Origin of the sequence: Methylobacterium jeotgali (assembly GCF_022179345.1) — a bacterium.
Classification (GTDB): domain Bacteria; phylum Pseudomonadota; class Alphaproteobacteria; order Rhizobiales; family Beijerinckiaceae; genus Methylobacterium; species Methylobacterium jeotgali.
The window spans coordinates 1-18,509 of sequence record NZ_BPQR01000017.1; the positions used below are offsets into that span (position 1 = coordinate 1).

Here is an 18,509-nt window from a genome sequence, read left to right on the forward strand (position 1 = left end):
TCCAGGTGGAGCAGAGCCGAGACCAGATCCGGGCGGCGATCGTCTCGGCCTGGGGGCAGCTGGAATCGGCGAAGGCGCGGGTGATCGCCTCGCAGGCGCAGGTGCAGGCCAACGAGGTGGCGCTGAACGGCGTGCGCGAGGAGGCCCGCGTCGGCCAGCGCACGACGCTCGACGTGCTGAACGCGCAGCAGGAGCTCCTGAACGCCCGCGTGGCGCTGATCACCGCCCAGCGGGACCGGGTGATCTTCTCCTACGGCGTCGTGCAGTCCGTCGGCCGGCTCACCGCCCGCTACACGGCCCTGCCGGTCGCGGCCTACAGCCCGAAGACGCATTACGACCAGGTCAAGGACCTCTGGTACGGGCTGCGCACGCCGGACGGCCGCTGAGGCGAAACCGGTGATTTTCCCCTTGGACGTGTCTCCCGCGCGCTAGGTCCGGCGTCTCGGGCGTGGGATAGTGATTCTCTTAACGTTCCTTCCCGTCCCGAGCGCCGTCGAAGATGAGTGCAGCGAGTCCCAAGCCTCTGGACAAGGGCGGCGAGCCCTCGATGGAGGAGATCCTCGCCTCCATCCGGCGCATCATCGCGGACGATCAGGCGGCCAAGCCCGAGGAGGCGCCCCCGCGCGCCGCGCCGCCGCTCCCCGAGAACGACGACGTGCTCGACCTCGCCGAGGTCGCCGAGCCGGTGCGGCCCGCGGCCAAGCAGCCCGAGCCCGAGGAGACGATCGACTTCGACGCGATCGACTTCGACAGCCTCGAGGTCGAGCCCGATCCGCCGCCCCCTCCGCCTCCGCCGCAGCCTGCCCCCAGGGCGGTGCGTCCCGAGCCGATGATCGAGGAAGAGCCCGCCCCCCGGCTCACCTCGGAGGCGACCGACGCCAGCGTGAACCAGGCCTTCAACATGCTCGCCCACACGGTGCTGAGCCAGAACGCCCGCACCCTGGAGGATCTCGTCAAGGACATGCTGCGCCCGATGCTCAAGGCGTGGCTCGACGACAACCTGCCGGTGATGGTCGAGCGCATGGTCCGCGCTGAGATCGAGCGGGTCTCCCGCGGCCGCTGAGGCCCGGCAGGACCGTTCCGGGGGCAGGGTGGCGTCGCGCGCGTGTTGACGCGCGGGCGCGACGGGTTGAAAGCGGGCGCCATCCCCGCAGGACGCGCCCGAGCCCCGCATAAGCCCATGATGGACAAGACCTTCGATCCCGCCTCCGTCGAGGCCCGCGTCGGGCCGGCCTGGGAGAGCGCGGGCGCCTTCCGCGCCGGCCGCCCCGAGCGGGCCGGCGCCGAGCCCTTCTGCATCATGATCCCGCCGCCGAACGTGACGGGCACGCTGCACATGGGCCACGCCCTCAACAACACGCTCCAGGACGTGCTCGCCCGCTTCGAGAGGATGCGCGGGCGCGACGTGCTCTGGCAGCCGGGCACGGACCACGCCGGCATCGCCACGCAGATGGTGGTGGAGCGCCAGCTCATGGAGCGCCAGCAGCCCGACCGAAGGGCGATGGGCCGGGAGGCCTTCGTCGAGCGGGTCTGGGCCTGGAAGGCGGAGTCGGGCGGCGCGATCGTCCACCAGCTGAAGCGGCTGGGCGCCTCCTGCGACTGGTCGCGGGAGCGCTTCACCATGGACGAGGGCCTCTCGGCCGCCGTGGTGAAGGTGTTCGTGGACCTGCACGCGCAGGGCTTGATCTACCGGGACAAGCGCCTCGTGAACTGGGACCCCAAGTTCCAGACCGCGATCTCGGACCTCGAGGTCCAGCAGGTCGAGGTGAAGGGCCATCTCTGGCACTTCGACTACCCGGTCGTGGACGAGGCCGGCGCCGAGACCGGCGAGACGATCACCGTCGCCACAACGCGCCCCGAGACCATGCTCGGCGACACCGGCGTCGCGGTCCACCCGGAGGACGAGCGCTACACGCATCTCGTTGGCAAGCGCGTGCGCCTGCCGCTGGTCGGCCGGCTGATCCCGATCGTCGCCGACACCTATTCGGACCCGGAGAAGGGCACGGGCGCCGTCAAGATCACCCCGGCCCACGACTTCAACGACTTCGAGGTCGGGCGGCGCAACGGTTTGTCCGCCATCAACGTCCTCGATGCCGAGGCGCGCATCCTGATCGAGGGCAACGCCGAGTTCCTGGCCGGCGCTGACCCGGAGCCCGAGGCGCTGGCGCTGCACGGCCTCGACCGCTTCGAGGCGCGCAAGCGGGTCGTCGCCCTGATGGAGGCGCGCGGCCGCCTGCGGCTGGTCGAGCCGAACACCCACGCCGTGCCCCACGGCGACCGCTCGGGCGTCGTCATCGAGCCCTACCTCACCGAGCAGTGGTACGTGAACGTCAAGCCGCTGGCCGACCGCGCGCTCGCGGCCGTTCGCGCCGGCGAGACGAAGTTCCTGCCGGAGAACCAGGAAAAGATCTTCTTCCAGTGGCTGGAGAACATCGAGCCCTGGTGCATCTCCCGCCAGCTCTGGTGGGGCCACCAGATCCCGGTCTGGTACGACGGGGAGGGCACGCCTTACGTCGCCGCCGACGAGGCCGGGGCGCTGGCGCAGGCGGAAGGCAAGCACGGCCGCGCCGTGACGCTCACCCGCGACGCGGACGTCCTCGACACCTGGTTCTCCTCGGCGCTGTGGCCGTTCTCGACGCTGGGCTGGCCGGAGGAGACGCCGGAGCTGGCGCGCTTCTACCCGACGAACACGCTGGTGACCGGCAAGGACATCCTGTTCTTCTGGGTTGCCCGCATGATGATGATGGGCCTGCACGTCACCGGCCGCGTCCCCTTCGACACCGTCTACCTCCACACCCTCGTGCGCGACGAGAAGGGGGCGAAGATGTCGAAGTCGAAGGGCAACGTCGTCGACCCCCTCGGGCTGATCGAGCAGTACGGGGCCGATGCGCTGCGCTTCACCCTCTGCGCGATGGCCGCGCAGGGGCGCGACATCAAGCTCGCGGTCAACCGGGTCGAGGGTTCCCGCAACTTCGCGACGAAGCTCTGGAACGCCGCCCGCTTCGCCGAGCTGAACGGCTGCCGGCTCGACCCAAGCTACCGTCCGGAAGCCGCGCGCGAGGTCCTCAACCGCTGGGCGGTGGGGGAGGCGGCCCGCGCGGTGGCCGAGGTCGAGGCGGCGCTCGCCGCCTACCGCTTCAACGACGCGGCGGCGGCCGCCTACCGCTTCGTCTGGAACGTGTTCTGCGACTGGTATCTCGAGCTCGCCAAGCCTGTGCTCCAGGGGGAGGGGGCGAGCCCGCAGGCGCGGGCGGAGACGCAAGGAACCGTCGCCTGGATGATCGACCAGATCGCCAAGCTCCTGCACCCGTTCATGCCCTTCCTCACCGAGGAGCTCTGGGCGATCAAGGGCGCCGACCTTGGCCCCGAGCGCGGACTCCTGGCGCTCGCCCCCTGGCCGCGCCTCGAAGGGCTCACGGATGCGGAGGCGGAGGCCGAGATCGGCTTCGTGGTCGACCTCGTCTCCGAGGTGCGCTCGGCCCGCTCCGAGACGAACGTGCCGGCCGGCGCCCAGATTCCGCTGGTCCTCGTCGGCGCCGACGCGGCGGTGAAGGCGCGGATCGAGACCTGGCGGGACACGCTGATCCGCCTCGCCCGGCTCTCCGAGATCGGCTTCGCGGAGGCCGCGCCGAGGAACGCCGTGCAGCTCCTCGTGCGCGGCAGCGTCGCGGCGCTGCCGCTTGAGGGCATCGTCGACCTCGCGGCGGAAGTCGCGCGCCTGAAGAAGGAGGCCGCCAAGGCCGAGGGCGAGATCGGCAAGCTCGACGCCAAGCTCGGCAACGCTGACTTCGTCGCCCGCGCCCCGGAGGAGGTGGTGGACGAGCAGCGCGAGCGCCGCGAGGCCGAGGCCGCCCGCCTCGTCAAGCTGCGCGAGGCGCTGGGACGCCTGAGCGACGCGGCGTGAGGCTGCGGCGGCTCGCCGGCATCGCGGCGGCCCTTCTCGTGATCCTCGTGCTGGCCGTGGTCACGACGGCGCTGCCGCGGGACCCCGGCCTGTTCCCGGCGCCGCCGGCCGAGGCGGTGACGATCCACCTCGTCAGCCACGGCTGGCACTCCGGCCTCGTGCTGCCGCGGGCGGCCCTGGAAGGCGAGGGGGCGGGCGCGGCGCTCCGCAGCGTCGCGGTCCGCTTTCGCGCCTACGAACGGCTGGAGTTCGGCTGGGGCGAGGCCCGGTTCTACCGGGCGACGCCGACGCTCCGCGAGGTCGACTGGGGTCTGGCGCTTGCCGCCCTGTTCACGCCGGGCGGGCGCGAGGGCGTCGTGCAGGTGGTCGGATTGCCGGAGGACGTGCGGGGGGCCTTCCCCGCTGCCGAGATCGTGCCGGTGCCGGTCTCGAAGGCGGGGCTCGCCCGCCTCCTGGCGCGGCTCGAGCGCGCTTTCCGCCTCGCGGACGGCCAGCCGGTAGCGGAGGGGCCGGGCCTCTACGGGCCGAGCCTGTTCTACGCGGGCGCCGGCCGCTTCTCGTACCGCAACCTCTGCAACCATTGGGCGGCGCGGCTTCTCAACGCCGCCGGGGTGCCGGTCGCGCCGATCCCCGCGAGCCATCCCGCGGGGCTGATCCGTGACCTCGCGTGGCGCTCGGGGCTGCATCCGCTGCCGCCGAGCGGGGGCGGCTAGCTCGCGAGCTTCAGGCCGACGATGCCGCAGACGATGAGCCCGATGCAGGCGAGCCGCGCCGCCGTCGCCGGCTCGTCGAACAGGTAGAGCCCCAGCGCCGCCGTGCCGATGGTGCCGATGCCCGTCCAGACCGCGTAGGCGGTGCCGAGCGGCAGGGTGCGCACGGCGATCGAGAGCAGCACCACGCTCAGCACCATGCTCGCGAGCGTCAGCGCGGATGGGATCACCTTGGTGAAGCCGTCGGCGTATTTGAGCCCGATCGCCCAGCCGACCTCGAACAGTCCGGCCACGAACAGGATGCCCCAGGCCCAGCCGGCCGCTGCCGCCATGCTCTTCCGCTCCGCGATGATGCCGCGCCGCAGGCGCGCGATACGGCCGAGATAGGCGCTCCGCCGGCGCCCGCCACCCGCGCACCTGACGAAACCGTAACCTCGCCGCCACCGGCGCGTGAGGCCCCGGACCCTAGGAAGGCATCCTCCGCGGCACGCCTTTCCGGGGTGCCCGCAGACCGTCAGCCCAACGCACCGGAGACATCCATGCAGACCGAGCCGTCCCGTTCCGCCGCCCGCCGCTTCGACCGCAAGGCGATGGCCTCCGTCGCTGCGGCTGCCCTCGTCGCCGGCGGGGCGCTGGGGGCGGGCTTCGTCCAGCCCTCGACGCCAGCCCTCGCCCAGGCCCTGCCCAAGACCCCGATCGAGGCCCCCGAGCATCCGCCGGGCTCGTTTGCCAACATCGTCGACAAGGTGAAGCCCGGCGTCGTCTCGGTGAAGGTGAAGCTCGACGATTCGGCCGGCGACGACGAGGACGGCCCCGGCCGGGGGCAGAACCTCCAGAACGTGCCCCCGCAGCTGCGCGAGTTCTTCCGCCGCTTCGGCGAGGGCGGCCCGCAGAGCTTCGGCAACGGCGCCCCCCAGCGCCGGGAGGGCCGCGGTGCCGTGGGCTCCGGCTTCATCATCTCGGGCGACGGCTACGTCGTGACCAACAACCACGTCGTCGACCACGCCAGCACCGTGCAGGTGACGCTCGACGACGGCCGCACCCTCGACGCCAAGGTGATCGGCAAGGATTCGAAGACCGACATCGCCCTCCTGAAGATCAAGGACGAGGGCAGCTACCCCTACGTCCAGTTCGGCAGGAGCGCGCCGCGGGTCGGCGACTGGGTGGTGGCGATCGGCAACCCGTTCGGCCTCGGCGGCACCGTGACGGCGGGCATCGTCTCGGCGCGCGGGCGCGACATCGGGGCAGGCCCCTACGACGACTTCCTGCAGATCGACGCGCCGATCAACAAGGGCAACTCCGGCGGCCCGACCTTCAACGTCAACGGCGAGGTCGTGGGCGTGAACACCGCCATCGCCTCGCCGTCGGGCGGCAGCGTCGGCCTCGCCTTCGCGATCCCCGCCGAGACCGTGCAGGCGGTGGTCGATCAGCTCCGCACGGACGGAAAGGTCGCCCGGGGCTATCTCGGCGTGCAGATCCAGCCCGTCACCAAGGACATCGCCGAGGGCCTGGGCCTGCCCAAGGCGAAGGGGGCGCTCGTCGACCACGCCGAGGACGGAACGCCGGCCGCGAAGGCGGGACTCAAGTCCGGCGACGTGATCGAGTCGGTCAACGGCGCCGCGGTCAACGACGCCCGCGAGCTGTCGCGGCGCATCGCCGGCCTCAAGCCCGGCTCGAAGATCGAGGTCGCCTACCTGCGCGGCGGAAAGTCCGAGACCGCCACGGTGACGCTCGGCAGCCTGCCGACCGACACCCGCGTCGCCGACCGCGGCTCCGATTCCTCCGGCTTCGGCGGCGGGCAGACGCGCCTCGGCCTCGGCCTCGCGCCGGCCTCCGAGGTGGGCCTGAGCGACGAGGGCGTCGCGGTGGTCGATGTCGACCCGGACGGGCCGGCGGCGGCCAAGGGCATCGCGCGGGGCGACGTCATCCTCGATGTCGGCGGCTCCAGCGTCTCGAAGCCCTCCGACGTCGCCGAGCGCGTCCGCTCGGCGGAGACGAGCGGGCGCAAGGCGGTGCTGATGCGCGTCAAGAGCGCCAAGGGGGGCACCCGCTTCGTGGCGGTGGCGCTCGGCAAGAACGCGGGCTGAGCCCGAAGCCCGCGGCCTGAGTCCAAGTCCGGGCGGGACGGGAGCCGTTTCTCGTCTCGCCCGTTTCTTGCGTGTCGTCCGGCGGCCCTGCCGTGCCACCCGCCGTCCCGAGGTCCCATGTCCTCTGCCCTGCACCGCCGCCTGCCGCTCCTCCTCCTCGTGGCGTTGCCGACGGCGGGCGAGGCGCGGCCCTGGTCGTCGGGGACCACGATCTACGCCGATCTCTGCGAGCAGGCCGAGACCCGCGAGACGCGGGGGCACCGCATCACCCTGCGCCGCTCCCCGAACGGCAACGCCGTGCTCTACGAGGGGGCGGCTCCGGCCTCCGTGACCCTCGTGCGCTTCGACGAGGCCGCCGGGACGCTCGCCTTCACGGCGGAGACGGGTGCGGGGCCCGTCGCCTTCGAGGGCGTGGCCGGGAGCGGGGCGCTCACCGGCACCGTCACCGACACCTCCGGCGCGCACGCCCTGAACCTGCCCCGCGTGCTCCGCGTCCGCGCCGCGCCCTGCGGAGGCCGCTGAGTTTCCGCGGCCGCCGCGTCCGGGCTAGAAGCATCGGACCATGCGCGACCGGCTCCTTCGCACCGCTCTCCTCGCCCTTCTCCTCGGGAGCGCCTCCTCCGGCGCCGTCGCGGCGGACCGGGATCGAGCTCCGGGCTGCGACGCCCTCGCCGTCCGCCTGATCCGCGCCACCGGCGCCTCCCTCGCCGGCCGGACGGGGTCGCTCGCCGTGTTCCGCGCCGCGGACGCGGACCGCATGAGCCTCGACTGCCGTACTCCGCCCCGGATCGTGCTCGGCTCCCTCGACCGGGAGCCGCGGCCGGGCTTCTTCGTCCTCGCCGGTCTCGCCGCCTCGGGGCTGGCGGGTGCGGAGGCCGGAGCCGCCGAGATCCTGGCGCTGAACCTCCACCAGGCGTCGCTCCTCTCCGGCGCCCCCCGCGAGGGGCGGATCGGGCGGCTGCGGATGCGCTGCGAGACCGGTCCCCGGCAGGACGGACTCGCCGGTGATCTCAGCGTCTGCGTCCTCGCCGCGCTTCCCCGCCGAGGGGCCGCCCTTCCGCCCGCGCCCCCGCCGGGCTAGACCCGCCCCATGGCGAACCCGACCCCCGCTCCGACCCCCGGCCCCGTCGTGCGCGTGCGCGACGTCGCCTTCGGCAACCACCTGCCCCTGTCGTTGATCGCCGGCCCCTGCCAGCTCGAGGGCCGGGCGCACGCCCTGGAGATCGCCTCCGCCCTCAAGGAGATGACGCAGGCCCTCGGCATGGGCCTCGTCTTCAAGGCCTCCTTCGACAAGGCGAACCGCACCTCGGGCGGCGCCGCCCGCGGCATCGGCTTGGCCGGCGCCCTGCCGATCTTCGCCGAGATCCGCGAGAGACTCGGCCTGCCCGTCGTCACCGACATCCACGAGGCCAGCCAGTGCGCCCCCGTCGCGGAGGTCTGCGACATCCTCCAGATTCCGGCCTTCCTCTGCCGGCAGACGGACCTGCTGCTCGCCGCCGCCGCTACCGGCCGGGTCGTCAACATCAAGAAGGGCCAGTTCCTGGCGCCCTGGGACATGGCCCACGTCGCCGCCAAGGTGACCGGCGCCGGCAATCCGAACGTGCTGGTGACGGAGCGCGGCGCCTCCTTCGGCTACAACACCCTCGTCACCGACATGCGCGCCCTGCCGATCATGGCGGAGGTCACGCATGGGCTGCCGGTGGTGTTCGACGCGACCCATTCCGTGCAGCAGCCGGGCGGGCAGGGGGGCTCGTCGGGCGGGCAGCGGGAGTTCGTGCCCGTCCTGGCGCGGGCGGCCGTGGCGGTCGGCGCCGCGGGGCTGTTCATCGAGACCCATCCCGACCCCGACAGGGCGCCCTCGGACGGGCCCAACATGGTGCCGCTCGCCGAGATGCCGGCGCTGCTGGCGCGGCTCGCCGGCTTCGACCGCCTCGCGAAGGGGTTCGTTGACTGAGCCGGCGGGCCGCCCGCGCCGCTTCGAGAAACCTCTCGAAAACCTCTTGCCAGCCGGCCTCGAACGGACCTAGCCTGACCTTCCCGACGCCGGCAAACGACCGGCGCCTCGGCAGAAGAGAGGAGGTTGGCCATGACGCATCACGGCATCGTCTCCCGTTCAATGCGTGCCGCCGAAGACGGCGGGGACACGCCGCCCGACACTCACCGGCAGGGATAGTGGCTCGCCGTTAGGCCGAGAAGGTCGAGTTCCCCTGCGGCACGGGCCGTGGGGCGGGAAGCTCCCTTCGCGCCGACGAGCGTGGACCCTGCGACGAGGCCCGTCGACCGTCCGGTCGGCGGGCCTTCGTACGTTCCGGGCCTCCTTGCGGAGGCCGAGCCGCGATGCGCGCCGGCGCACCGCCGGAACCAGGCTGGGCCGCGTACGTTGACCCGGCAACCGAACGCAACTTCCGGAAAGGACTGCGCATGCGCAAGCTCGTCGCGATCTCCGCCGCCGCTCTCACCCTCGGCACCCTGGTCAGCACCGCCGCCGACGCTCGTCCGCGCGGCTACTATGGCCATGGCCACTACCACGGCGGCTACGCCTATCGCGGCGGCCGCCGCGGCATCAACACGGGCGCCGCCGTCGGCCTCGGCATCGCGGGCCTTGCTGCCGGCGCGATCGCGGCCGGTGCCGCTCGCGACGCCTACTACCGCGACGGCTACGCCCCGACCTACGGTTACGGCTACGCGCCGGGCTACGGCGCTGGCTACGGGTACGGCTACGGCTACTGAGCCCTCGACCACCGTTCTTCCCGAGGGGCGGCCGGAGCGATCCGGCCGCCCCTTTTTCATGTGCCTGCGAGGTTGCCTCGCCGGGCGCCTTTTTGCATGAGGTGCCGCCGATCACGGAGACGCGAGCCTCATGCCGATCATCGGGATCATCGTCGGCGGTATCATGACCGGCCTGATCTACTGGCTGATGTACGGGAACGGCCTCGAATACATCGACCAGTCCCTGCGCGACCGCCGCAATACCCGGAAGCGCCTCGAGAATCAGGCGAGTAGCCGGGCGGCGCCCCTGAAGGCGATTCGGCACCCGGCGGAGGCGGCCGGCGTGCTGATGCAGCTCGTGGCGCTGGCCCGCGGGACGCCGACCCCGGACCAGGACGCGGCGGTCGAGGCGCAGATGCGCCGGATCCTGGAGCCCGGCGACGATCTCGGCACGCGCCTCATCGCGATCCGCCATACCGCCGCGCAGGTGCGCGACCCCAACGAGGCGGTGAGCCACCTGATCCCGCTCCTGCGGGAGAAGCTCGATGCGGGCGAGCGCGACGAGCTCGAGGGCATGCTGGAGGCGGTCGCCGTGGTGCATGGCGGCCCGATCCCGGCCCAGGAGCGCCTCATCGCCCGCACCATGCGTCTGCTCGCCGAGACGGTCTGAGCGGTCTCAGCCCCGGCCGCGATAGGGCGGCACGCCCTGGTCCGGCACCCAGACCGCCTGCGGCGCCGGGCCGGTCTGCCAGAACACGTCGATCGGGATGCCGCCGCGTGGATACCAGTAGCCGCCGATCCGCAGCCAGCGGGGGCTCAGCAGCGCGCAGAGCCGCTTGCCGATCGCCACGGTGCAGTCCTCGTGGAAGGCACCGTGGTTGCGGAAGGCGCCGAGATAGAGCTTGAGCGACTTCGACTCCACGAGCCAGGCGTCGGGCACGTAGTCGATCATCAGCGTCGCGAAATCGGGCTGGCCCGTCACCGGGCAGAGCGAGGTGAACTCCGGCACCGTGAACCGGGCGAGATAGTCCGTGTCGGCGTGCGGGTTCGGCACCCGGTCGAGCCGGGCCTCCTCGGGCCGGGAGGGCAGGGCGGTCGGCTGCCCGAGCTGGAGGGTGGGGTCGGTGGTCTCAATGCTCATGGGCGGCTCTATACGCCGAGGCCCGCGCCAAGACACGCGGCCGCCCGCGGCACCTTGCCCAAGGGCCGGCCTTGGCGGATAAGCCCCGCGCGCGCCGTTCCCGGAGGATGCTTCATGACCGCGATCACCAACATCGCCGCCCGCGAGATCCTCGACAGCCGCGGCAACCCGACCGTCGAGGTCGACGTGCTCCTCGAGGACGGCTCCTTCGGCCGCGCGGCGGTGCCGTCCGGCGCCTCGACCGGCGCCCACGAGGCGATGGAGCTGCGCGACGGCGACAAGGCGCGCTTCGGCGGCAAGGGCGTGCGCAAAGCCGTCGAGGCGGTTAGCCGGGAGATCCTCGACGCGGTCGGCGGCATGGACGCGGAGGATCAGGTCGCCGTCGACGAGGCGATGATCGCGCTGGACGGCACGCCCAACAAGAGCCGCCTCGGCGCCAACGCCATCCTCGGAGTCTCGCTCGCGGTGGCCAAGGCCGCGGCGGAGGCTTCCGGCCTGCCCCTCTACCGCTACGTCGGCGGCGTCCAGGGCCGGGTGCTGCCCGTGCCGATGATGAACATCGTCAACGGCGGCGCGCATGCGGACAACCCGATCGACTTCCAGGAGTTCATGGTGATGCCCGTCGGCGCCGGCTCGCTCACCGAGGCGGTGCGCATGGGCGCCGAGATCTTTCACACCCTCAAGGGCGCCCTGAAGAAGGCTGGCCACAACACCAATGTCGGCGACGAGGGCGGCTTCGCCCCGAACCTGCCCTCGGCGGAGGCGGCCCTCGATTTCGTGATGGAATCGGTTCGGGCCGCCGGCTTCAAGCCCGGCACGGACGTGGTGCTGGCGCTGGACTGCGCCGCCACCGAGTTCTTCAAGAACGGCGCCTACGCCTACGAGGGCGAGGGCAAGACCCGCTCCATCGAGGAGCAGGTGGACTACCTCGCCAAGCTGGTCGCCGACTATCCGATCCTCTCGATCGAGGACGGCATGTCCGAGGACGACTGGGCCGGTTGGAAGCTGCTGACCGACCGCATCGGCGACCGCTGCCAGCTCGTCGGCGACGACCTGTTCGTGACCAACGTCGAGCGCCTGTCGCGGGGTATCGGCGAGGGCACGGCGAACTCGATCCTCGTGAAGGTCAACCAGATCGGCTCGCTCACCGAGACGCTCGCCGCCGTCGATATGGCGCAGCGGGCGGGCTACACGGCGGTGATGTCCCACCGCTCCGGCGAGACCGAGGACTCGACCATCGCCGACCTTGCGGTGGCCACCAACTGCGGGCAGATCAAGACCGGCTCGCTCGCCCGCTCCGACAGACTGGCGAAGTACAACCAGCTCATCCGTATCGAGGAGGGGCTTGGCCCGCAGGGTCGCTACGCCGGCCGCGGCGCGATCCGCCAGCTCGCGGGCCGCTGAGGGGGGGCCTCGGCCGCCTCGCCCGCTCACGGGATCAGCCGGTCCCGCCGCATCGCCTCGAACAGGTCGCGGAAGGCGTCCTCGGTCGGTTGGTATCCGGTGAAGCCGAGCCGGCGGCTCCTCGACATGTCGGTGACCACCTCGATCGGCCGACCGAGGTCGAGGTCCGTGTGCCAGGCGGAGGCCAGCCGGCCGATGTCGGGCTCGGCGAGCCCGTCGCGGGCGGCGATCTCCCGCCAGACCGGTCCGGCATCGGCCAATTGCGGTTCGAGGGGACGGGTCTCCCCGTCGAACTCCGCCGGGGCGAGATCGAACCACTCGGCGAGCCGCCCCCAGAGTCCGCGCCAGCGCACCACGTCGCCGTTGACCACGTTGAAGGCTTGGTTGACCGCCGCTGGCGTCGTCGCGGCCCAGAGGATGTGGCTCGCGAGCAATCGCGCGTCGGTGAGGTCGCTGAGGCCGTCCCACTGCATCTGGGAGCCGGGAAATCGGAACGGCCGGCCCGTCTCCCGGCAGAGCGTGGCGTAGACGGCAAGGGTGCCACCGATGTTCATGGCGTTGCCGACCGCCCGGCCGATGATCGTGTGCGGCCGGTGGACGCTCCAGGTGAAGCCGTCGCGCGCGGCCGCGGCGAAGACCGCGTCCTCCTGGTCGTAATAGAAGTTGGGCAGGTCGAGCCGGGGCTGGTCCTCGCGCAGCGGCGTCTCTGGCGGGTGGCCTGCGCTGTAGGCCTCGAAGGGGCCGAGATAGTGCTTCAGCCCCGTCACGAGGGCGACGTGGCGCACGGACCCCGCGGAACACAGCGCATCGAGGAGATTGCGCACCATGCCGGCGTTGACGCGGATGTTCTCCGCCTCGGTCGGTTGGCGCAACCACGTGGCGAGCACCACCACATCCGGTCGGTGTTCCGCGAGCGCCGCCTGCAGCGAGGCGGGATCCTGAAGGTCCGCCGCCACCGGCGTCACGCCCGGCTGCGGCAGGGGCCGGCGCGCGAGGCCGAGCACCCGCCAGCCCTCGTCCGCCATCCGACGCGCCGTGGCGCTCCCGACGATCCCGCTCGCGCCGACGATCAAAGCCGTCTCTGCCATGGTCCGCTCTCTCCTCTGGCCCGGTCCACTTGCCCGGAGGGAGATGGCGGCCCAGATGGGGCCGGCCAGACGGTACCCGAACGGGTCATAGTCACCTCCCGGTGACTGGGCTGGCCACACCGGAGGTCGCGATGGAGCCCGGCACGCCCGACCATATGATCCGCGAGGACTGTGCGCCGCGCCGGGTACTGGCGCTCTTCGACGCCAAGTGGACGAGCATGGTCCTGCACGTGCTCGCGACTCATCTCGGCGGCTCGGCCCGGACCGGCGTGCTGGAGCGGAGCCTGCCGGGCATCTCGAAGAAGATGCTGATCCAGACCCTGCGCGAGATGGAGGCGAGCGGGCTTCTCAGCCGCCACAACCACGGCACCGTGCCGCCCGCCGTCGAGTACGCGGTGACGCCCCTCGGCCGCCGCTTCGTCGAGCCGATCGACCTTCTCTACAACTGGGCGCGGGCCAACGCGGATGCTCTCGACGCGCTCGTCGCCCGCCCGAAGTCGAGCCGCCGTTAGCCGGCCGAGTGCGTTCCTCGGCGCATCCCTTAGCGTGCCGTTAACCGTCCCGGCGCATCGTGCGGGCATGGTCGTCCGCCGCCGCGTCAGAGCCGTCGTGTTCCCGCTCGTCCTCTGGAGCGTGTCCGCGCTCGTGGTCGGCTACTTCGTCTCGCAGGCCGAGAACGGCAATCGCGGCCTCGAGGCCAAGCGCGCCCTGAAGATCCAGGCCTACGGCCTCTCGAAGGAGCTCGCCGCGGCGAAGGACGAGCGGAGCATGTGGGAGCACCGGGTCTCGCTCCTGCGCAGCGACCAGATCGACCGCGACCTCCTCGAGGAGCGTGCCCGGCTCGTGCTCGGGCGCGTGCACGCCAACGACGTGGTCGTCATCGATCCCTGAGCCGGCCTCCGGGCGGCGCCGGCCTTCCTGCGAGCCCGTCGCCAGCGCCCTGACAGCTTCGGTACGCTGTCAGCCGACCGGCCCTCGCTTTCCCGAAAGGCCTGTCCTAGAACCTCGTCCAAAGGTCGAAGGTTCGCGGGAGGGTGCCGATGGATGCCGGAAGCGAGGCGGGCAAGGCCAAGCCCGAGACCACATCCGGACAGGCCGCCGCGGCCGAATCCAAGACCGCGCCGCAATCCGCCGGCCTCCCGAACGCGCCGCAGTTCACCCGCGAGGAGGACCTGCACGCCTATCGCGAGATGCTGATGATCCGCCGCTTCGAGGAGAAGGCGGGCCAGCTCTACGGCATGGGCCTGATCGGCGGCTTCTGCCACCTCTACATCGGCCAGGAGGCCGTCGTCGTCGGGATGCAGATGGCGTCCGAGGACGGGGATCAGGTGATCACGGGATACCGGGATCACGGGCACATGCTCGCCTGCGGCATGGACTCGAAGGGCGTGATGGCCGAGCTGACCGGCCGGCGCGGGGGCTACTCCCGCGGCAAGGGCGGCTCGATGCACATGTTCTCCCGCGAGAAGCAGTTCTTCGGCGGCCACGGCATCGTCGGCGCCCAGGTCTCGCTCGGCACCGGCCTCGGCTTCGCCGACGCCTACCGCGGCAACGGCAAGGTCAGCCTCACCTACATGGGCGACGGCGCCGCCAACCAGGGCCAGGTCTACGAGAGCTTCAACATGGCCCAGCTCTGGAAGCTGCCGGTCGTCTACGTGATCGAGAACAACCGCTACGCCATGGGCACCTCGGTCGACCGCGCCTCCGCGCAGACCGATTTCTCGAAGCGCGGCATCTCCTTCGGCATCCCCGGCGAGGCCGTCGACGGCATGGACGTGCGCACCGTCCGCGAGGCCGCCTCCCGCGCCATCGAGCACGCCCGCTCGGGCCAGGGCCCCTACATTCTCGAGATGAAGACCTACCGCTACCGCGGCCACTCGATGTCCGACCCGGCGAAGTATCGCTCGAAGGACGAGGTCTCGAAGATGCGCGAGGAGCACGACCCGATCGAGATGGTCCGCAAGCGCCTGATCGAGCAGCACGGCATCGACGAGGCCGAGATCAAGGCCACCGACGCTAAGGTCCGCGAGATCGTCAACGACGCGGCCGAGTTCGCAACCCACGACCCCGAGCCCGATCCGTCCGAGCTCTGGACCGACATCCTCCTCGAAGCCCGCGCCTGAGGTTTCCCGCCGGACGCTCCCCGCGCCCGTCCGCCCGCGCCCGCCACCGACAGAGCTGAGCTGCCCCGCCCATGGCGACCGACCTCCTGATGCCCGCCCTCTCCCCGACCATGGAGGAGGGCAAGCTCGCCAAGTGGCTGAAGAAGGAGGGCGATTCGGTGAAGTCCGGCGACGTGCTCGCCGAGATCGAGACCGACAAGGCGACGATGGAGGTGGAGGCCATCGACGAGGGGGTGCTGGCCAAGATTTTGGTCGAGGAAGGCACCGAGGGCGTCGCCGTCAACACCCCGATCGCGATCATCGCCGGCGAGGGCGAGGATGTCGCCGCCGCCGCCGCGGCCGGCGGCGGCAAATCCGCGCCGAAGCCGAACGGCGCCGGCCAGCCCGCCCCGACCCCGACGATGCAGGCGGAGGGGCAGGCCGACAGGCCGGCGGCCTCCGCCAAGACCACCGAGGATGCCCCGAAGGCGCCGGCCGCCCCGGCCACGATCTCCAGCGCCGCCCCCGCCGCGGTGATGGAGGAGTTCCCCGAAGGCACCGAGATGGTGACGCAGACGGTCCGCGAGGCCCTGCGCGACGCCATGGCCGAGGAGATGCGCCGGGACGAGGACGTCTTCGTGATGGGCGAGGAGGTCGCCGAGTACCAGGGCGCCTACAAGGTCACGCAGGGGCTCCTCCAGGAGTTCGGCAAGCGCCGGGTGGTCGACACCCCGATCACCGAGCACGGCTTCGCCGGCATCGGCGTCGGCGCGGCGCTCGCCGGCCTGAAGCCGATCGTCGAGTTCATGACCTTCAACTTCGCCATGCAGGCGATCGACCACATCATCAACTCGGCCGCCAAGACCCTCTACATGTCCGGCGGCCAGCTCGGCTGCCCGATCGTGTTCCGCGGCCCGAACGGCGCCGCCGCGCGGGTCGCCGCCCAGCACAGCCACGACTACGCCGCCTGGTACTCGAACGTGCCCGGTCTCAAGGTGGTGGCGCCCTACACGGCCTCAGACTTCAAGGGCCTGCTCAAGGCCGCGATCCGCGACCCGAACCCGGTGATCTTCCTCGAGAACGAGATCCTCTACGGCCAGTCCTTCCCGGTGCCGAAGCTCGACGACTTCGTGCTGCCGATCGGCAAGGCCAAGATCCACCGGCAGGGCAAGGACGTCACCATCGTCTCCTTCGCCATCGGCATGACCTACGCCCTCAAGGCCGCACAGGTGCTGGCCGAAGAGGGGATCGAGGCCGAGGTGATCGACCTGCGCACCATCCGCCCGATGGATTCGGCGACCGTGGTCGAATCGGTGAAGAAGACCGGTCGCTGCATCACCGTCGAGGAGGGCTTCCCGCAGTCCGGCGTCGGCGCCGAGATCGTGGCGCGCATCATGGTCGACGCCTTCGACTACCTCGACGCGCCGGTCCTGCGCATCACCGGCAAGGACGTGCCGATGCCGTATGCGGCCAACCTCGAGAAGCTGGCGCTTCCGAACGTCGCCGAGGTGGTCGAGGCGGCCAAGGCCGTCTGCTACCGCTGAGCCGCCCACGATGGCCGAGCGCTTCCAGGAACTCGCCGTCCCCCCCGACGCCCTCGAGAACGGGGGCATCGAGGTGCTGCGGGCGAGCGTCGTGGACGGCGCCGTGAGCATCGCGCTCCGCCGCTCCTTCGACGACCCCTACACCTGGGGCCGGCTCCTCATCGACCTCGCCCGCCACGCCGCCCGCATCTATGCGCTGGAGAGCGATCTCAGCGAGGACGAGGCCTTCGAGCGCATCCGCGCCGGGCTGGAGGCGGGGCTTCCGGGAGCGGAAGGTCCCTTGAACTAGGATCGCAACAGCCCACGCCAGGCCGCTGCCAGATCAGGATAAAACCGCCGATGCCCATCAACGTCCTGATGCCCGCCCTCTCGCCGACCATGGAGAAGGGCAACCTCGCCAAGTGGCTGAAGAAGGAGGGCGATTCGGTGAAGTCCGGCGACGTGCTCGCCGAGATCGAGACCGACAAGGCGACGATGGAGGTGGAGGCCATCGACGAGGGGGTGCTGGCCAAGATCCTCGTCCCCGAGGGCACCGCGGACGTGCCCGTCAACGACCTCATCGCGCTCATCGCCGCCGACGGTGAGGACCCGGCCTCCGTGCAGGCGCCCGCCGGAGGCGGCGCGAAGGCCGAGGCGCCGGAGGAGGCGCCGGCTCCGAAGCCCGATGCCGGTGCCGAGAACACCACCCCCGGCGGCGGCCACAAGGAGTACGCCCGCGTCGACACCGCCCCGCAGGGACCGGCGACCGCCGCGAAGTCCGGTGAGGGCGCGGACGGCAGCCGCGTCTTCGCCTCGCCGCTCGCCCGCCGCATCGCCAAGCAGGAAGGCGTCGACATCGCCGCCGTGAAGGGCTCCGGCCCCCACGGGCGGATCATCGAGCGGGACGTGCGCGAGGCGCTGGCCTCCGGCACGGCCAAGGGAGATGCGAAGGCGAGCGCAAAGGCCGACACCGGCAAGGCTCCGGAGAAGCCCGCCGCCAAGGAGGCTGCGGCTCCGCAGGCGGCCAAGGCCGCCGGTCTCAGCGCCGATCAGGTCAAGGGCTTCTTCAAGGCCGGCACTTACGAGGAGGTGCCCCTCGACGGCATGCGCCGGACCATCGCCAAGCGCCTCACCGAGGCGATGCAGGTCGCCCCGCACTTCTACCTCACCGTCGATTGCGAGCTCGACGCGCTCCTCAAGCTGCGCACGCAGCTCAACGACGGCGCCGGCAAGAGCAAGGACGGCAAGCCCCTCTACAAGCTCTCGGTCAACGACTTCGTCATCAAGGCGATGGGCCTCGCGCTGATGCGGGTGCCGACCGCCAACGCGGTCTGGGCCGAGGACCGCATCCTGCGCTTCGACAACGCCGAGGTCGGCGTCGCGGTGGCCATCGACGGCGGGCTCTACACGCCGGTGATCCGCCAGGCCGACCGCAAGACGCTCTCGACCATCTCCAACGAGATGAAGGATTTCGCCGCCCGCGCGCGCGCCAAGAAGCTCAAGCCCGAGGAGTACCAGGGCGGCGTCACCGCCGTGTCGAACCTCGGCATGTACGGGATCAAGCACTTCACCGCGGTGATCAACCCGCCCCAGTCGACGATCCTCGCGGTCGGCGCCGGCGAGCAGCGGGTGGTGGTGCGCGACGGGGCCCCGGCCATCATCCAGGCGATGTCCGTCACCCTCTCCTGTGATCACAGGGTCCTGGATGGCGCGCTCGGGGCCGAGCTGATCTCGGCCTTCAAGGCGCTGATCGAGAACCCGATGGCGATGCTGGTGTGAGCCGCACCCCGCCCCCGAACCACGACCGAACGGCCCCGCGCCCCTGAGGGCGCCCGCGGAGA

General features: G+C 71.5%; 19 protein-coding genes and 1 pseudogene. 17 read left to right on the forward strand and 3 right to left on the reverse strand.

Features of this window, described 5'->3' with window-relative positions; genetic code table 11:
• From MFF04_RS05340 to MFF04_RS05355, 4 genes and pseudogenes are all read left to right on the forward strand, one after another.
• Positions 1 to 386: pseudogene (locus tag MFF04_RS05340) on the forward strand (TolC family outer membrane protein); the annotation flags it as partial.
• A 113-nt stretch (positions 387 to 499) separates the two neighbouring features.
• Complete coding sequence (locus MFF04_RS21915) at positions 500 to 1,063, forward strand: PopZ family protein (RefSeq protein WP_283206348.1); 564 nt, start codon at positions 500 to 502, stop codon at positions 1,061 to 1,063.
• Positions 1,064 to 1,180: 117 nt separating this feature from the next.
• Complete coding sequence (locus MFF04_RS05350; protein ID WP_238274414.1) at positions 1,181 to 3,904, forward strand: valine--tRNA ligase; 2,724 nt, start codon at positions 1,181 to 1,183, stop codon at positions 3,902 to 3,904.
• Complete coding sequence (locus MFF04_RS05355) at positions 3,901 to 4,617, forward strand: DUF2459 domain-containing protein (RefSeq protein WP_238274415.1); 717 nt, start codon at positions 3,901 to 3,903, stop codon at positions 4,615 to 4,617. The genes MFF04_RS05350 and MFF04_RS05355 overlap by 4 nt, the downstream gene beginning before the upstream one ends.
• Here the strand turns inward: MFF04_RS05355 and sugE are convergent.
• Positions 4,614 to 4,946, reverse strand: a complete 333-nt coding sequence (sugE, locus tag MFF04_RS05360) for a quaternary ammonium compound efflux SMR transporter SugE (protein ID WP_238274416.1) — start codon at positions 4,944 to 4,946, stop codon at positions 4,614 to 4,616. The two genes, MFF04_RS05355 and sugE, sit on opposite strands and share 4 nt — an antisense overlap.
• 207 nt (positions 4,947 to 5,153) lie before the next feature.
• Here sugE and MFF04_RS05365 point away from each other — a divergent pair, with 207 nt between their 5' ends.
• The 6 genes from MFF04_RS05365 to MFF04_RS05390 all read left to right on the forward strand — a co-directional run bounded on the left by MFF04_RS05365 (position 5,154) and on the right by MFF04_RS05390 (position 10,080).
• A complete protein-coding gene (locus tag MFF04_RS05365; protein ID WP_238274417.1) occupies positions 5,154 to 6,701 on the forward strand; it encodes a Do family serine endopeptidase in 1,548 nt (515 codons plus the stop codon).
• A 117-nt stretch (positions 6,702 to 6,818) separates the two neighbouring features.
• Positions 6,819 to 7,223 (forward strand): hypothetical protein, encoded by a 405-nt coding sequence (locus tag MFF04_RS05370; protein WP_238274418.1) that lies wholly within the window; start codon positions 6,819 to 6,821, stop codon positions 7,221 to 7,223.
• A 40-nt stretch (positions 7,224 to 7,263) separates the two neighbouring features.
• Positions 7,264 to 7,782 carry a hypothetical protein gene (locus tag MFF04_RS05375; RefSeq protein ID WP_238274419.1) on the forward strand — a complete coding sequence of 173 codons (519 nt, stop codon included), beginning with the start codon at positions 7,264 to 7,266 and terminating at the stop codon, positions 7,780 to 7,782.
• 9 nt (positions 7,783 to 7,791) lie between these two features.
• Entirely contained in the window at positions 7,792 to 8,655 is an 864-nt protein-coding gene (gene kdsA, locus MFF04_RS05380; protein ID WP_238274420.1) for a 3-deoxy-8-phosphooctulonate synthase, read from the forward strand.
• A gap of 467 nt (positions 8,656 to 9,122) precedes the next feature.
• Positions 9,123 to 9,431 (forward strand): hypothetical protein, encoded by a 309-nt coding sequence (locus tag MFF04_RS05385; RefSeq protein ID WP_238274421.1) that lies wholly within the window; start codon positions 9,123 to 9,125, stop codon positions 9,429 to 9,431.
• A gap of 130 nt (positions 9,432 to 9,561) precedes the next feature.
• Complete coding sequence (locus MFF04_RS05390; RefSeq protein WP_238274422.1) at positions 9,562 to 10,080, forward strand: hypothetical protein; 519 nt, start codon at positions 9,562 to 9,564, stop codon at positions 10,078 to 10,080.
• A 6-nt stretch (positions 10,081 to 10,086) separates the two neighbouring features.
• Here MFF04_RS05390 and queF read toward each other — a convergent pair whose 3' ends face one another.
• On the reverse strand, positions 10,087 to 10,551 hold the full coding sequence (gene queF / locus MFF04_RS05395; protein WP_238274423.1) for a preQ(1) synthase: 465 nt from the start codon (positions 10,549 to 10,551) through the stop codon (positions 10,087 to 10,089).
• Between the two features lie 114 nt (positions 10,552 to 10,665).
• On the opposite strand from queF, the gene eno reads away from it, so the two are divergent.
• A complete protein-coding gene (gene eno / locus MFF04_RS05400) occupies positions 10,666 to 11,955 on the forward strand; it encodes a phosphopyruvate hydratase (RefSeq protein ID WP_238274424.1) in 1,290 nt (429 codons plus the stop codon).
• Between the two features lie 26 nt (positions 11,956 to 11,981).
• Here the strand turns inward: eno and MFF04_RS05405 are convergent, their stop codons facing one another.
• Complete coding sequence (locus MFF04_RS05405; RefSeq protein ID WP_238274425.1) at positions 11,982 to 13,043, reverse strand: SDR family oxidoreductase; 1,062 nt, start codon at positions 13,041 to 13,043, stop codon at positions 11,982 to 11,984.
• 131 nt (positions 13,044 to 13,174) lie between these two features.
• Here MFF04_RS05405 and MFF04_RS05410 point away from each other — a divergent pair, with 131 nt between their 5' ends.
• The 6 genes from MFF04_RS05410 (at position 13,175) to MFF04_RS05435 (ending at position 18,447) form a co-directional block, all read left to right on the forward strand.
• Positions 13,175 to 13,555, forward strand: coding sequence for a winged helix-turn-helix transcriptional regulator (locus MFF04_RS05410; protein ID WP_238274426.1), 381 nt, complete (start codon positions 13,175 to 13,177; stop codon positions 13,553 to 13,555).
• 67 nt (positions 13,556 to 13,622) lie between these two features.
• On the forward strand, positions 13,623 to 13,934 hold the full coding sequence (locus MFF04_RS05415; RefSeq protein ID WP_238274427.1) for an FtsB family cell division protein: 312 nt from the start codon (positions 13,623 to 13,625) through the stop codon (positions 13,932 to 13,934).
• Between the two features lie 149 nt (positions 13,935 to 14,083).
• On the forward strand, positions 14,084 to 15,166 hold the full coding sequence (gene pdhA / locus MFF04_RS05420; RefSeq protein WP_238274428.1) for a pyruvate dehydrogenase (acetyl-transferring) E1 component subunit alpha: 1,083 nt from the start codon (positions 14,084 to 14,086) through the stop codon (positions 15,164 to 15,166).
• Between the two features lie 71 nt (positions 15,167 to 15,237).
• The gene (locus MFF04_RS05425; RefSeq protein WP_238274429.1) at positions 15,238 to 16,689 is read left to right on the forward strand and encodes a pyruvate dehydrogenase complex E1 component subunit beta; all 1,452 of its coding nucleotides are present in this window, start codon (positions 15,238 to 15,240) and stop codon (positions 16,687 to 16,689) included.
• Between the two features lie 10 nt (positions 16,690 to 16,699).
• Positions 16,700 to 16,978, forward strand: coding sequence for a DUF5076 domain-containing protein (locus MFF04_RS05430; RefSeq protein ID WP_238274430.1), 279 nt, complete (start codon positions 16,700 to 16,702; stop codon positions 16,976 to 16,978).
• 50 nt (positions 16,979 to 17,028) lie between these two features.
• The gene (locus MFF04_RS05435) at positions 17,029 to 18,447 is read left to right on the forward strand and encodes a pyruvate dehydrogenase complex dihydrolipoamide acetyltransferase (RefSeq protein ID WP_238274431.1); all 1,419 of its coding nucleotides are present in this window, start codon (positions 17,029 to 17,031) and stop codon (positions 18,445 to 18,447) included.
• Positions 18,448 to 18,509 lie beyond the last annotated feature (62 nt).